The sequence below is a fragment of the Myroides oncorhynchi genome, assembly GCF_020905415.1.
In the GTDB taxonomy this organism is placed as follows: domain Bacteria; phylum Bacteroidota; class Bacteroidia; order Flavobacteriales; family Flavobacteriaceae; genus Flavobacterium; species Flavobacterium oncorhynchi_A.
This window is the reverse complement of sequence record NZ_JAJJMP010000001.1, coordinates 1,314,792-1,330,744: the sequence shown is the minus strand read 5'-3', so window position 1 is coordinate 1,330,744 and position 15,953 is coordinate 1,314,792. Positions and strand designations below refer to the sequence as shown.

Sequence of the window (15,953 nt, the reverse complement as noted above, 5' to 3'; positions counted from 1 at the left end):
TACTTTTTTCTAATACTTAATTATCCTAGTGATGTGCTTCATCATGTTCATGTTCAGCAACTGCCATTCCGATAAACAGAGAAGACAACATTGTGAAGATAAACGCCTGTAAGAACGCAACTAATATCTCCAATAAAACTAAGAACGTTGATAAGAAGAATCCTACTCCGATTGCACCACCTGTTCCTAAAGCTTCTTTCATTACAAAGATGATAGCGATAAGTCCAAATACTACTGAGTGACCTGCGATAATGTTAGCGAATAAACGAACCATTAATGAGAATGGTTTGATTATAGCTCCTAACACTTCGATAGGTGCTAACATAATTTTCATTGGTACTGGCACACCTGGCATCCAGAACATGTGTTTCCAATAATCTTTATTTGCAGAAAACTGTGTGATTATAAATGTGAAGATTGCTAAACAAGCAGTCACCGAAATACTTCCAGTAACGTTAAATCCAAGTGGAGTTAATCCCAATAAATTCAATAAGAAAATCAAAAAGAATACTGATAATAAGTATGGCATAAACTTTTTGTACTTGTCTTTTCCGATATTCGGAACTGCCATCTCATCACGTACATAAATGACCATAGGCTCTAAAGCTCTAGCAAAACCTTTTGGAAGGTTATTTGGTCCCTTTTTGTATGTCTTAGCTAACCCTAAGAACATGATGAATAATAAAAATGTAGTAAAGAATAATGATGCTACATTCTTAGTAATAGAGAAATCTAGTGGTTTCTCATTTGTTGGGTGATGATTTGCATCGTACTCGATAGTACCTGCAGCATCCGTTTTGTATATCTTACCGTGATATAACTTGTAGTTTTGTCCGTCTTTCTCAACTACGTTCTCCCCATAGTTAAACTCAGATGACATAAATAATTTAAGACCATTGTCTATTAAAATAACTGGCAATGAAAAACCGTAGTGTTTACCAGTAGCCTCATCTGAGAAAAAGATGAATGAATAATCATCTGCTAAGTGGTGCGTGATATGCTCTTGCACTTTTTCAGCTTGTGATTTCTCACCTTCTACAGGTTCAACTACCGCTTCATGATCTGCATGTCCTGCAGAAGCTACTGTGTTTTCAATTGACTGCTCAGTCTCCTGGATAGAATCTCCAAGGGTTTGAGCATTACTTTGTGCGTACGAAAATACCGACGATGCTGTAAAAATTACAGCTGCTAATAAATTCAGTGATTTCTTCAGAGTCACCATACCTTAACTTCTTGAATATTTATGGTTCTTAAAATTTTGTGCAAAACTACAATAAATCTTAGACAATCATAGTTTCTTATGAAACTTTTTTTTATAATGTTCCCTTATACACTCTTTAAATTTGAATTATTACAACTATTACAGTGTATTTATTTACTAATCAAGACTATCTTATACAGATATATCCATTTTTATTTAGTAGTCACGTTAATATTGACAATACAAAAAAAGAGTTAAATAGCATTGTGTATATGTTCAAATAACACCTTTTACTTTTCTTTTTTATTTAAAACATGATATGCTATAAAAGCATCTCCTCCTAAATAAATCATCACGACTAATAGAAAATTATACTTAAACAATTCGTCAACCTTCTCACTATCTAAGCCAGCTCTTACAAATAAATAACTTGCTAATAAACGGACTGTTATAAAACCTAAAAAAACATATCCTAAACTATTAGGCATACTTGTTTTCATACCTTCCATCGCAAACAATATTCCTATTGTAAAAAGAAACTCAAAACTATAAAATCCAGTTAGTGAGTACCCTAATTCTACAAATGACTGACCAAAGTCAGTAAATGCAAAAAGTGCGAAATGTAATGCAAATGTTATAGCTAGTACACCTACTAATTTTAGTCCTAGACCTAATGTTCCTTTATCCATTAATCCTTATTTAATTGATTCACTTGTTTTATAACTTGGTACAAAGCTAATCCTACTCCTAGTAACGTACAAATTTTATTTGCTAATCCATCCGCTAAATTGTATTTATTATCTAACCAAGTTCCTAATAAGTGAAATAAATATATAATAACCCCCATTTGTATAGGGATGTTTATTAGGCTCAACCAACGATTAGGTCTAGAATTTTTACTCACTTTAGACTATTTATTCTTTTTATCCGAGTTCGCTGATGTATCACCTCCTATCACCATATCGCATTTAACTTGTATTTTAGCACCAGGCACTACAGATAAGCGTCCTACTAATAAGTCTCCTTTAATAGTAGCAGTCTCCTTTACATGTAGTAAGTCTTTCACATTTAACGCCCCTTCAACAAAACCTTCTATATCAGCATTCTCACACTCCACATTACCCAATATTTTTGCTTGAGGTCCTACTACTACTTTACCTTTTACTTTTAAGTTGCCATGTAATTCACCATCTAAACGTATGTCAGATAATGCCTCGATATCTCCTCGAATTATTGTAGCCTCAATAATTCTATTCGTTTTACCTAACTGATCGATAGGTCCGTTTGTTTTAGTTTTTTGGAACATAAATCTTATTTTTTTTTTCAACCGTATTTCTATTTTACTGTGTCAGATATTCCTCCCAGTTTTTCTTAATCTGAACAAGAATATAATTCTCTACACTTATTGTCTTAGCATTGTTTTCTATACTATGAACTACACTATCAGCCTCTGTTTTTGACTTAAACCCATGCAAAACAAAAAACTCACTATCACCTAAATACATATCTTCAGAATACTTAATGCCCTTACTGCTATTATTGCTAGCAAAAGTCACTAAACTACGACTTAAATACTGATTTTCAGAACTTTGTTTATTATTAATCAAGACAACTACTTTCCAACTCTTACCGTCTCCTTGCGTAAAACTCCTACCTTCCAACTGAGGAATTGTTGTCTTTAACAACTGTTCTGCTTCTTTTCCTTCACGTGATGAGCTATAGGTCAAGGCAACGAAATTAAGAGCTTCCTTATATGCAGAAATCCCCCTTAGTTTTCCTATTACATGTGCTTTTAGCAATTCTAATTTACTAACATACCCTTCGTCATCAAAACGTTCTAAAGCACTGTCAATAGCATTAAGCACTTTGTTATAATCACCTCCTTCTGCATACATCTTATACACTTGCGAATAAATTTGCTCTGGAGACAAATCATCTATTTTATCCCTAGAAATATTTAGAAGTAATTTTGCATATCTAGAATTTGGATACTGATTAATTATACTATCTTTCATCGCCATAGCTTTAATCATATCTATCTCTAAATAAACCTTATATAACTTATACATACTTGGCAAGATTAATCGCTCAGCTGGATCGAATGTCAATAATGACTCTAATCTACTACTTGCCAAATCATATTTCTTAAAGCGATCTGCATACATCGAACCCAATTGGAAATAAGCGAAATCTCTATCTTTTTTCAAAGACGCTATCTCTAATTCATCTACTGGAATTTTATTGATATATTCATTTATATCATATCGAGCATCATTAAAATTAGTCGGAGTGCTTGTGTTACTTGTATTGGGAGTACTTGTAGTTGTACTTGAAGCATTTGCATTATTCAGTGCCTCTTGAATATCGCTTGCCCAACGCCAATTATCGACTAAAGGTCTATTACCCCACCTTCTTTGAAACTCTACTTTACCTAATGAAGATGCTTGATTTGAATAAAAATAGAATGTACTATTTCCTCCATTATTAGAGGTGTTAACACTATAAGCGCTATCGATAATAGAACCAAAATTAACTGTATTAAAGAAATTTAAATTCCCTGCTTTTTTACCTTTTAGATTAACTTGTGTTTTTCTGAAATCTTCTATCTTCAAATCATCCACATATTTTTGAAAATAAGCTATACGCATACTTTCATCCATAGCTACTAAGCGAAGAATACTATCATTAATATGCGCTACTTTCTCAAATGCCACCACATCACGTAGAGCATCACGTCGTTTAGTGATTCTAAAGCGTTCTTTAGCTTTCTCAGGCATGATTGACAGCACACTATCATAATACTGCCCAGCTAAAGCATATCCAGCCTCATTAAAATATATCTCAGCTATACTTAAATAATTCTGTGATTTAAGTTGTTTATCTCCTTTGCTAAGTTTTACTGCTCGCTTAAGAGATTTTAAAGCTTCTTTAGTATTTCCATTTCCTTCATAGAATAGCCCTACCTGACGGTGAAGTACGTCTAAGTATGCTCTATTTTCCCTATCTTTTATAAGTTTCTTATACTTTTTTAAAAAAGCTACAGAGTCCTTTGCAGCTTCTGGCGCAAGTCCATATTGTTGAGCATGAGATTGTATAACATAAGATCTAGGACTTTTTCTATTCATTTCTATTACTTCTGTAAAAGCATGATTAGCCTTATCTTTTTGTCCTACTTTACTATAAAGTTGCCCTAAGATAAACGTATAGCGAGCTCTTTCCTCTTGATCACGAGTGGCTTCAATTGCGTTTTTCAGAGGTGTTATGGCTTCCTGATACTCTTCTATATTAATATACGCTTGTGCTAAAGTAGCATTGGCATCCGCTATCTGTTGTTTTTTTAACACTAATGCTTTATCTCTCAAAAGTAATTTTAAATTCTTTATCGCAATATCATCGTATGTTAAGCGAACATTCGTTTTTTCACGCCATATAATAGCATCATTAATAAGACTGCCATCTGGATACTTATAAAGGATATAATTAAACGCTTCTAAAGCTGGGACAAATCGTCCATCATAATATCTAGCCTGCCCAAGCATTAGATATGCATCATCAATCTGAAAGTTGCGTTCACGTCCCTTGATATACATAGAGTGCTTTTGAATAGCTTTAGCTGCTTTGTCTTCAGCTCGTCTAAATCCAGCTTCTTCTTGATTGCCATTTCCTCCTAAATTAGAACCATCTAATTGTACATTCTCAAGTATGGACCCCTTCTTTGACTCTAATGATCGACCTCTATCAAACTCTCTTGTAGAATCAATCTTAATATCAATCCGTTCAACAGGCAATATCTCCCAAAAATTATCAAAATAATCATTCTTTAAGGACACTAATGCCTCATCGTATGCTAATTCGCCATTATATAAGATATTATATCTAGTCGTCATCGCGTGATACCCCCTATTAATCAACCTATCCTGTTTAACAGAACAAGCGCCTACTAACAGTAGTATCACTAAAAAGATTATATATTTTATATTAGTATTCAACACAATGAACTTTACTTAAAAACTACTATTTTTTATTTTTAGTATGTAAAAATACATTACTTTTTTAGAAATAGCTCACAGTACTCAGAAAGTTTTTTTAATACTTGAGAAGTAGTTAAACAGCTAACCAACTACTATGCAATCTATTACTAATAAGTAAACAAATCTACCCTGTCCAAACCTACATAAATTACTTCACTCAATCGCAACATTCTCTTCTGAACTAGAAACAAAAAACTCTAGTAGAAATAAATTCTACTAGAGCTACTATAACTAATCAATTCTAATCATTATTCCATCAAGACAAAATAAAATTGTCTGTATGTGAACAATATTTTCTAGACTTGGAAGATCTCTTCCAATGCCTCAAATGTTATTTCTTCTGTCAATACATCCTTCATTACTTGCCCTTTTTCTAAAGCGATAATGCGATCTGAAACCTCAAATGTATGCTGCAAATCATGGCTAGAGATGATAATCGTTACTTCTCTACTCTGCATGTTTTGTTTCACTAATTCTTTTAATCTAAGTTGTGTAGTAGGATCTAGATTAGCAAATGGTTCATCTAAAATAACCAGCTCAGGTTTACCCATAAATGCTGCGATAATACCAACCTTCTTTTGATTCCCTTTTGAAAAGTCACGTAAGTATTTGCGTTGATTCAAAACCTCTCCATTAAAAAATCCTTCATTCGCCTTTAAGTAGTTTACAACATCCTCACGAGTCATTCCTCTTAACTCACCAACAAAATAAAAGTATTCTTCAGGCGTTAAATAACCAATCAAAAATGAATCATCAAAGAAAGAACCTGTGCACTTCTTCCATTCTTCACTCTCATTCACTACCACTCCTTTTATAGCGATACTTCCTCTAGTAGGTTGAATCAAATCAAGTAATAAGCTAAAGAAAGTAGTTTTACCTGCACCATTATTACCTACTAGCCCTATACTCTGTCCTTTCTTAATCTCTAATGAAGGAATGTCTAAAACAGTCTGTTCGCCATATGACTTTACTAAATTGTTTACTACTACCATATTATTTTGATTTAAAAGCATTTATCGTGCTATATTTTTCTTTTTTATATATTTTCTCAATGTATCTAAATGCAGGATCTTGAAAGAACATTCCTATAACACCTATAAGTATCAACATTCCAAAACCTCCCCAAAACCCATATATCATATATCCAACATAATATACTATAACAGGTAAAAAAAGCTTAGGCAACGAGATTAGCATCACTCTAAGATTAAAAGCATTCTTATCTCCAAATACATTCTTATTAGCTGTTAGATCCACAGGACTCTTAAGGTATGCTCCACCCATCAGTACTATATATCCATTAATACCAATATTAAATACCCCCATAGCAATAATCATATACACTAGATCCATACTCTTATGGATATATAACAAACCTCCTAACATTGATACGGCTGTCCCTAAAGCAATGATTAGCCATTTAGACTTTAGATAGTTCTTATACGTGATATTCTGAGTCATCATAAGTGGATAATACGAAGAATCCCAGCTAGGAACATACTGTCCGAACATCATCAGAAATCCTCCTGACACAAAGAAAGAAACAAATATCAACATAAGGCTAGAGTATGTTCCTTCTGCATTTGGTATTAGTACTAAGAATCCGTAGAACATAAATAATACGCTCATTAATACTGTAGTACGAGCACGCTTATTACGCATGATTAATCTCACATCGTTCTTTAAAAATGACGCATACGTACCAAATCCATCTAGCCATTTCATCTCCTGAGTAGTCCCAACTTCTACCTTAATCTTAAGTAGATCATCCATATACATATTATTCACATAATAATGAATAGTCATCCAGATCGCCATAGTAAAGACTCCTCCATAAGCCAGTACTAATACAGGATATTCATATACACTGTATAGCAAATACTGTGTATATACTGTACTATCAAATAGATCAAAATATTGAATAGCAGCTAATGACCCGAATACACCTATAACCGCAATAAATACAGCTTTATAAGACTCTATCAGTATGTTAACAAAGTGCATTGTACAGATACATAAATACATAGCTAATGACCATGCCAGTACACCTATTATGGAATAGCCCTGCATAAGACATACAATTGCGAAGGGTACTATAAATAATAGTTGAACGAAATTAAATGCACTAACAAATGATCTACCTATGTAAAACTTAACTATCTTAAGTCTAGTAATAGGTAATACTAACAAAGGTTTTATACTCGCAGTCGGCAACTTCTGTAAGGCGAATCGCATAACCATCTCTGCCACCATATAGTACATCCAATAACGACTTACAACCTGTATTGGTGATCCCATACCTAAAGCCGCTTTCTCTATACCAAAGAATCCACTAATCCCTAACATTAAAAAGACAAAACCAAAGTAAACAATAGCCAACCACTTAAACACTTTTAATAGTGTGTTCATCTGTTCACCACCATTACGTGCAAGCCTCCTTTTCTCTAAAAAAACAAATAACTTATGCATAACTAAAATTGTAATACTATCATATTAGTATCAATTATAGTTTTTTGTTACAGCTTAATCATCATTATTTTGATTTTATTTAACTAAATAAAAAACAAACACAGTAAAGTATCTTAATTTTTAGCCTTTTATAACATATAACATCTATTGATAGCTAAAGAATGTTAAACGACAACACAAATTTTAATCCATAAAAAAAGAGCTATTCTAGAATATAAGAACAGCTCTACTTAACCAAAAAAAAACTAAAACTATGAAGTTAACTTTCAACTATATACAACCAAAAACAATGCCATAAAAGGACTTCTATCCACCTATCGTTATTTATATCAAAAAAAATTATCTTTGCGACAAAATAGATACAATGAAAAAAGACATAGAAATACCAGTTGTAAAGAATATCGAATTAGTAATTATCAAAGAATACAGCGAAGAGTTTTTAGCAGACTCTTGGTATGCATACCTATTTAATAATTCTGAAGAAGAAATGGAAGCTATCCTAGTAGTATCACAGGCGATAGGCGAAATAGATGGTGAGATACGAGGTACTGGACAGTTTAGACATGCATTTAAGTCAATTGCTCCTAAAGAAAATGTTAGAGTAGAATTAGTAGATGAATCTGTGTTCAGATTGAGTAATACTTTTATGGTTACTTTCTTTCAAGGGGGTAAATTATATGATAAAACATATACCTTCTTAGCGGATACTTTAGGAGATAAATATATTAAGGAGTTACCTTTCACAACTAAAAAAGGCATCGTTGCAGAATAACATAACAACCTAATAAACAACAGTTAACAACTACCTTTATTTATATTCAATCCAAAGATTAGTTTTCTTAATTTGCTATACTAATCTCAAAATATGATTGTTATGAAAATAAAGAACCTTTTTATCATTCTAAGTTGCCTAGGAGTACTTGTAACTTTATTATCATTTAACACCTCTTCTATAATCACAGAGACTAAAGTAGGAGACCCTATCTGGAAAAACTTGAAAGTATTACCACAAGATATCTCTAATGATAGTCTTAAAGGACTAATGAGAGGGTTTAATGATGCTCTAGGTGTTAAATGCGGTCATTGTCATACACAAATTGAAGGAACAGATAAACTAGACTTCGCTGCAGACACAAAAAAAGAAAAGGAATTTGCAAGACACATGATTACAATGACTCAAAAAATCAATGCTGAGAATTTCAACTGGAAAGATCACCCTAAACCTGAGACAATCGATGTAGTAACCTGCGCAATGTGCCATAGAGGAAACACGAGCGCTACTAAATCACTTAAATAACACTAAGAGGATATATTTTGTTTTAAATATATCCTCTTATTTTTTATTCAAAATATCGATTAACTCACTATTATTCTTACATTTAATGTAAATATTTCTAAATAATATAGAATACAAATTTATAATGTCTAAAATGAAGAATATGAAACATACTGTTAGTTTCCAGGTAGCTATTATAGATAACTACTTACTATTTCCAATTCATGACAAGAGTGAAGAAAGCACAATTACAATCCTAGACGAAGAAGGTAATCTTTTTAAAACATTCCATATTAGAATAGCAGAAAGACCTCCTCTATACTATCTCAAAATAGATGTCAGTGCATTTATCAATACATCATTAGAATTAGAATTTAATTCTCGAAAACTACTTGACATTACTCCTTCACACATAAAACAAACTGGGGACTATCAGCATCAGGATATTGAACTTCACAGACCTACTTATCATTATAATTCCTCTGAAGGTTGGATTGATAATCCTGTTGGTTTATTTTATAATACTGGTATATACCATTTATATTATCAACACAACCCCTATGGCACGAAATGGGGAAATCTAAGCTGGGGACACGCCACTTCTAATAACATGGTAGACTGGACAACACAATCTTTAGCTCTACGCCCAAATAATTTAGGCGAAATCTACTCTGGTAGTACCATCATAGACAAACAAAATTGTGCAGGCTTTGGAGAGAATGCCATCATTGCTTTCTACACAGCTTCCGCCGATACGCAAACGCAGTGTATTGCCTTTAGTACAGATAATGGTCATACTTTCTCTAATTATGAACATAATCCCATATTAACCAATACAACTAATACAGATTTTAAAGATCCTAAAGTTTTCTGGCATGAGGAAACAAATAAGTGGATTATGGCACTAGCAACATTCCAAAGTGTCTTATTCTATAGCTCAACTAACTTAAAAGAATGGCTTCTATTAAGTGAATTTGGTATGGGAATAGGGTCACACAAAGGACTATGGGAATGCCCCGATCTATTTAAACTCCCTTATGGTAAAACGTATAAGTGGGTACTCTTTGTAAGTGTGACTGCTGGTGGGCACAATAAAGGTAGCGCTGTACAATACTTTATTGGAAACTTTGATGGTGTTACATTTACCCCAGAAACACTACCCTATCCATTATGGTTAGATTATGGCAAGGATTGTTATGCTGGAACCACATGGCATAATAGCCCAAAAGATAAGCCTGTCTATATCGCATGGATGAGTAACTGGCAATACGCTAATATACTTCCTACTAAGATATTTAAGAATGCCATGACTTTGCCACGTACACTAGACATAGGTAACAATGGAGAGCACATGATTGTCAAAAGCTATCCTATCAGAGAACTAAAAAGCAGAAGAGAGAAAAAACAAGAATTTCAAACGCAACTTATAGACAAATCTCTTCATATACAATATCTATTAGATGATAATCAAGGTGCTTATGAAATAATATTAGAATTTGATATCGTTGAAAGTAAAACATCTGAAATTCACCTTACTTTAAGCAATACTATTAATGAAAAAATCACATATACTCTAAATCTAGATAAAGGTAAACTTACCTTGGATCGGACAGACAGTGGAGAGATTTCTTTCTCGAAAAAGTTCACTAAACATAAAATTACTGCACCATTACAGAGAGAAAAAAAGTACAAGATTAAACTATATGTAGACAAGTGCTCTTCAGAACTATTTATAAATAAAGGTAAAACAGCTATGACTAACCTTATCTTCCCGAATGAACCTTATAACACCCTAGATCTAGAAATAGAACAAGGTAGAATAGATATTACCAAATTTAGAATATATAGTTTCCAAAAAGAAGAATAACAAACTATCACCATTTCTAAGTATAAACTAAAAGCCCCTCCGTATTACGAAAGGGCTTTTTTATATCTAAACTAATTAATCCCAAAATTAGCGATAGGTATATAAACAAAAAGTAATTATACAAAACAGCTCTTTCATTAGAGCTATGAATAAGAATTGCTTTGTAGTATTTAGCTAATGCACAATCAGGGTTAATCTTAATTTTTTACAACTTCTTTCTTTGGTGGGAACATAAATGATGCTACTACAGAAAGAACTAATACCCCTGCGATAACAGATAATGACACCATAGAATCGACGTGATAAAATGGAGATATAATCATCTTGGTACCAATAAAAGATAAAATAATAGCTAGGCCATACTTAAGCTTAGAGAATTTGTCCATGAAGTTCGCTAATAGGAAATACAATGATCTCAATCCTAAAATAGCAAAGATATTAGAGGTATATAAAATGAATGGATCATCTGGTGCAATTGCGAAAATAGCAGGAATACTATCTACTGCAAAAATCACATCTGTAAACTCAATTACCATAAGTGCAACGAATAAAGGAGTTACCATGCGCACTCCATTCTTCACTGTGAAGAACTTCTCACCATCATAGTCGTCGCTTACTTTAAAGAATTTGTGTACCATACGTACAGCTAAGTTTTTAGATAAGTCCTCATTCTCATCGTGCTCTTCTTTAGCAAACCAAGACTTAACACCAGAATACAGAAGGAAGAATCCAAAAATAGTTAGCACAGCATTGATCTCAACTGTCATTCCAAATATATCCATAGCTGGCAGATAAGTCATATTAATAATCTCAACCCCTGCAAAAATAAAGATAGCTCTGAATACTAATGCTCCAATAATTCCCCAAAACAATACACGGTGATGTAGTTCTTTAGGTACTTTAAAAAAAGTAAAAACAAGGATAAAGACAAATAAATTATCTACAGATAATGCCTTTTCTATCCAATACGCAGACTGAAAACGTGCAAAATTCTCAAAGTCCATGTAATAATAGATTACACCACTAAAACACATCGCCAAACCTATCCATACTACAGTCCAGATGATAGCTTCTTTAGTCGATACAGTATGACTGTGTCTATTAAATACTCCTAAGTCAAGAAGTAGCATAATAATAACTACTACCCCAAATACCCCTAATAAACCAGGGTGATTAATTAAATGATCCATGTTTTTTATTTTAACTCGACAAAACTATAAGTAATATTCTCCCCCAAGAGAACAACTTATAACTAACAATAAATCAACAATTTACAAACATTATTTTTAACATTCAATAATCTCAATAAAAAAATAACCTATTGACATACAATAGGTTACTTAATATATTTTATTCAAAAACCAAACAAGGCTAATTAATTATTTTTTTTAATCTAATTTTTCTGTTAGTTTTCTAAATACCTTCTTAGGATCTTTACCATTATACAGAATATCGTATACTGCGTTGATAATAGGTGTTTTAGCGCCGTATTGCTTATTTAATTCATAAGCACTCTTACTAGCATAATATCCCTCTGCAATCATATTCATCTCCATCTGAGCAGACTTTACAGTATATCCTTTACCAATCATATTACCAAACATACGATTACGAGAGAACAAAGAATAGCCAGTAACTAATAAGTCTCCTAGGTATGCAGAATTATTAATATTGCGTTTCATACGATGTACTTTTTTGATGAACTTTTTCATCTCACGTATTGCATTACTCATAAGCAATGCCTGAAAGTTATCACCATACCCCAATCCATGTGCTATACCACAAGCTACAGCATAGATATTCTTTAATACTGCTGCGTATTCAGTACCTATTATATCATCAGTTGTTTTCGCTTTGATATAATGACTCGTGACACAATTAGCGATTGTCTTAGCGTATTCTTCTGTCTGACAAGCAATAGTAAGATAAGATAGTCGTTCTAATGCAACTTCTTCTGCATGACAAGGCCCTGTTAATACCGCTATATTCTCATAAGGTACATTATATGTCTGATGGAAATGTTCTCCAACAATAAGACTCGTTTCTGGTATTATCCCCTTTATTGCTGAAATAATAACTTTTCCTTCCAAACTCACATGAAGATTGGTCATTTCATGACATAGAAATGCAGAAGGAATAGCAAATATTACATAATCAGCATACGAGATTGCTTTATTAATATCACTTGTCAATCTTAATTGTTCTACATCAAACTCCACCGAACTAAGATAATTAGGATTATGGAAGTTTACTTTTATCTCTTCTAATGCAGACTCATTTCGCATATACCATGCTATCTCAGATAGGTTTTCACTCAACATTTTTACTATAGCAGTAGCCCAGCTCCCACCACCTATAACTGCAATCTTCGGATATTCATTCATACACTAAATTTATTAGTTGGTCAAAAGTAAGTAAAAAACACATTGCAAACAATGACATAGATAATAGCTTATGATGAAAGATTACGTAATTTATTCAACAAAAATTAAAATATCCATAAGTTATAATCAAAAACTAACCGATTAAAAGCATTTTTACTTACATATATGTATTTTAGATTAATTAAAGACAAAGCATATAAATACGTTTATAGCAATTACTTTTAGATTAAATTAACAGTAAAAAAGATATACTGCTAAATCAATATCCATAATACACAAAAGCCACTATAAGTGTACTGCACTCAAAAACAGTGCACTTATAGTATATTACAAACTCATTCTCACTATCTCTCTCACTTTATCAAGCGTGATATTCTTCATCTCTCCCATCGCGACCCATCCTCTTTCCTCAAAGCGATTAACAATCCATTCTACAGCTTTGTCACCTTCGTCTATATAATTTCTTAGTGTAGTCTGTACACCTAGTGAGTGGAAGAACTTCACCATTTCTTCTATTGCTTGATTTGCTACTTCTTCATCACTTCCACTTAAATTGAATACACGTTTACCAAACTGTGCTAATTTCGCCTTCTTCGTCTCGAACATCACTCTATATAAATTAGGTCCTATAATAGCTAATGTCCTACCATGATCTATACCATATAAAGCAGTTAACTCATGTCCTATAGCATGTGTAACCCAATCCTCTGTAACTCCCTTAGAGATTAACCCATTTAGAGCCATAGTACAGCACCACATATAATTCATCGCTGCATCGTAATCATTAGGGTTTTTTAAGACTATAGGCGCCACTTCTATAAGTGTCTGAAGTATTCCCTCAGCAAACCTGTCTTGTACCGGAGCATTTTGTGGATATGTAATATACTGTTCTAGTACATGAATAAACGCATCAGTAATACCATTCGCTATTTGCTTCTCAGGAAGTGAGGCTATCACTGTTGGATCGCATACAGAAAATACTGGATACAACACCTCTCCTGAGAAAGATAACTTCTCTTTAGTGACTTCAATAGTCACGACTGCGCCACAGTTCATCTCACTTCCTGTAGCAGGTAGAGTAAGAATAGCACCATAAGGCATCGCTTGCCAGTTGACATTTAATTTCTTCTTTATGATATCTATTGTATTTCCTTGATAATGTACAGCAGCTGAAATAAACTTCACACCGTCGATCACACTGCCACCTCCTACACCTAGGATAAAGTCAACCTTTTCTCGCTTGATTAGTTCCACTGCTTTTATTAAGGTCTCATATCTAGGATTAGGTTCCACACCTGCAAACTCTACTATTTCAAAACCATCTAGGGCCTTAACAACCTGATCATACACTCCATTAATCTTGATACTCCCACCCCCATATACGATAAGTACTTTACTTCCTTTATTTATAAGATTAGCAGCCTCTGCTATCTGTCCCCTCCCATATAATAAACGAGTAGGGTTATATAATTCAAAATTCAACATAACATCTTTCTTTTAATGATAGTATAAAATTAAAAAAAGGAATGCTAATGCATTCCTTTTAGTGTATTAATTATTTCTTATAAAATAGGTTGTGGTCGATATACTTCCAAACCTCTTTATCTAATAACGGCATAATATTCTTACCTTCTTTAATCGAATCTCTAATAAAAGTAGCTGAAATCTCCATAATCGGAGCATTCTCTACCAAGTGGATATTTGGATGCTTCAACAGTGGATTCTCCTCCTGTCTATCTTCAAATATACGTGGATAAACATAGATAGCATAACGTTCTAATAAGACATCAAAGTTTTTCCATTTAGGAAAACTATCTAAGTTATCTTGCCCCATTAATAACGAAAACTCATACTTAGGATAACGCTCGTGCAAGTGCGCCATCGTATTAACAGTATAATTCGGTTGTGGCAAGTTAAACTCTATATCAGAAGGCTTTATATAGTCATAATCTGCTGTAGCTAGATTCACCATATGTATTCTATGGAAATCCTCTAGCAGTCCTTTCTTTTTCTTCAGTGGACTATGAGGCGTCACCACCATCCATACCTCATCGAGATCAGTATACTGCACCATATGGTTCGCAATCACTAAATGCCCAATGTGTATCGGATTAAACGTCCCAAAATATAACCCAACCTTCATTACTTTATTCTTTTATTTTATAAAATTCTTCACTAGCTCTACAGCTTCATTCTTAGCCGTATCTAAATCATAATTCTTAATAATCAAATCAAACTGAGGAGCTGTAGCTAACTCTACAGAAGCCTTAGCGATACGCATATTGATTTTATCTTCACTCTCAGTTGAGCGTTTCTTCAGACGGATCTTCAGTTCATCTATACTTGGTGGCTTTACAAAAACAGCCAAAGTCTCCTCAGGAAACTTGCGTTTAATACGAAGACCTCCTGCTACATCGATATCGAATATAACATTCTTACCTTCTGCCCATAGACGTTCTACTTCGCTGCTAAGTGTACCATAGAAGTTATCTCTATATACCTCTTCCCATTCTAAGAACTTCTCTCCTTTAATGTTTTGTTTAAACTCATCAAGAGAAATAAAATAGTAGTCTTGACCATTAACCTCTTCACCTCTAGGCTCACGAGATGTACAAGAGATAGAGAACGCTAAGTTCAATTCTTCTTGTTCTAATAAATGTCTTACTATCGTAGTCTTACCTGAACCTGATGGCGCAGAAAAGACAATTAATTTACCTCTTTGCAT

15 protein-coding genes are annotated in these 15,953 nt (G+C 33.2%); 3 read left to right on the top strand and 12 right to left on the bottom strand.

Annotation, left to right across the window (positions count from 1 at the left end; genetic code table 11):
* Window positions 1-25: 25 nt before the first annotated feature.
* The 7 genes from atpB to LNQ81_RS05870 all read right to left on the bottom strand — a co-directional run bounded on the left by atpB (window position 26) and on the right by LNQ81_RS05870 (window position 7,701).
* Complete coding sequence (gene atpB, locus LNQ81_RS05900; RefSeq protein ID WP_229945230.1) at window positions 26-1,222, bottom strand: F0F1 ATP synthase subunit A; 1,197 nt, start codon at window positions 1,220-1,222, stop codon at window positions 26-28.
* A 269-nt stretch (window positions 1,223-1,491) separates the two neighbouring features.
* Window positions 1,492-1,890 carry a hypothetical protein gene (locus LNQ81_RS05895; RefSeq protein WP_229945229.1) on the bottom strand — a complete coding sequence of 133 codons (399 nt, stop codon included), beginning with the start codon at window positions 1,888-1,890 and terminating at the stop codon, window positions 1,492-1,494.
* Window positions 1,890-2,105 (bottom strand): AtpZ/AtpI family protein, encoded by a 216-nt coding sequence (locus LNQ81_RS05890; RefSeq protein ID WP_229945228.1) that lies wholly within the window; start codon window positions 2,103-2,105, stop codon window positions 1,890-1,892. Before LNQ81_RS05890 ends, LNQ81_RS05895 begins: the two co-directional genes overlap by 1 nt.
* Before the next feature lie 6 nt (window positions 2,106-2,111).
* Window positions 2,112-2,507, bottom strand: a complete 396-nt coding sequence (locus tag LNQ81_RS05885; protein WP_229945227.1) for a bactofilin family protein — start codon at window positions 2,505-2,507, stop codon at window positions 2,112-2,114.
* A gap of 34 nt (window positions 2,508-2,541) precedes the next feature.
* Window positions 2,542-5,157 carry a type IX secretion system periplasmic lipoprotein PorW/SprE gene (gene porW / locus LNQ81_RS05880; protein ID WP_229945226.1) on the bottom strand — a complete coding sequence of 872 codons (2,616 nt, stop codon included), beginning with the start codon at window positions 5,155-5,157 and terminating at the stop codon, window positions 2,542-2,544.
* 371 nt (window positions 5,158-5,528) lie between these two features.
* The gene (locus tag LNQ81_RS05875) at window positions 5,529-6,224 is read right to left on the bottom strand and encodes an ABC transporter ATP-binding protein (RefSeq protein ID WP_229945225.1); all 696 of its coding nucleotides are present in this window, start codon (window positions 6,222-6,224) and stop codon (window positions 5,529-5,531) included.
* A 1-nt stretch (window position 6,225) separates the two neighbouring features.
* Window positions 6,226-7,701, bottom strand: coding sequence for a DUF5687 family protein (locus LNQ81_RS05870; RefSeq protein ID WP_229945224.1), 1,476 nt, complete (start codon window positions 7,699-7,701; stop codon window positions 6,226-6,228).
* A gap of 364 nt (window positions 7,702-8,065) precedes the next feature.
* Between LNQ81_RS05870 and LNQ81_RS05865 the strand changes: the two genes are divergently transcribed.
* From LNQ81_RS05865 to LNQ81_RS05855, 3 genes are all read left to right on the top strand, one after another.
* Entirely contained in the window at window positions 8,066-8,473 is a 408-nt protein-coding gene (locus LNQ81_RS05865) for a hypothetical protein (RefSeq protein ID WP_229945223.1), read from the top strand.
* A gap of 102 nt (window positions 8,474-8,575) precedes the next feature.
* A complete protein-coding gene (locus LNQ81_RS05860; protein WP_229945222.1) occupies window positions 8,576-8,998 on the top strand; it encodes a c-type cytochrome in 423 nt (140 codons plus the stop codon).
* Between the two features lie 142 nt (window positions 8,999-9,140).
* Window positions 9,141-10,844: a glycoside hydrolase family 32 protein gene (locus LNQ81_RS05855; protein ID WP_229945221.1), complete on the top strand. Its 1,704-nt coding sequence runs from the start codon at window positions 9,141-9,143 to the stop codon at window positions 10,842-10,844.
* A gap of 197 nt (window positions 10,845-11,041) precedes the next feature.
* Here the strand turns inward: LNQ81_RS05855 and LNQ81_RS05850 are convergent, their stop codons facing one another.
* The 5 genes from LNQ81_RS05850 to gmk all read right to left on the bottom strand — a co-directional run bounded on the left by LNQ81_RS05850 (window position 11,042) and on the right by gmk (window position 15,953).
* On the bottom strand, window positions 11,042-12,034 hold the full coding sequence (locus LNQ81_RS05850) for a TerC family protein (protein ID WP_229945220.1): 993 nt from the start codon (window positions 12,032-12,034) through the stop codon (window positions 11,042-11,044).
* 198 nt (window positions 12,035-12,232) lie between these two features.
* Window positions 12,233-13,228, bottom strand: a complete 996-nt coding sequence (locus LNQ81_RS05845) for an NAD(P)H-dependent glycerol-3-phosphate dehydrogenase (protein ID WP_229945219.1) — start codon at window positions 13,226-13,228, stop codon at window positions 12,233-12,235.
* 327 nt (window positions 13,229-13,555) lie between these two features.
* A complete protein-coding gene (locus LNQ81_RS05840; RefSeq protein ID WP_229945218.1) occupies window positions 13,556-14,713 on the bottom strand; it encodes an iron-containing alcohol dehydrogenase in 1,158 nt (385 codons plus the stop codon).
* Between the two features lie 70 nt (window positions 14,714-14,783).
* Window positions 14,784-15,371, bottom strand: a complete 588-nt coding sequence (gene nadD, locus LNQ81_RS05835; RefSeq protein ID WP_229945217.1) for a nicotinate (nicotinamide) nucleotide adenylyltransferase — start codon at window positions 15,369-15,371, stop codon at window positions 14,784-14,786.
* Between the two features lie 12 nt (window positions 15,372-15,383).
* Window positions 15,384-15,953, bottom strand: a complete 570-nt coding sequence (gmk, locus tag LNQ81_RS05830) for a guanylate kinase (protein WP_229945216.1) — start codon at window positions 15,951-15,953, stop codon at window positions 15,384-15,386.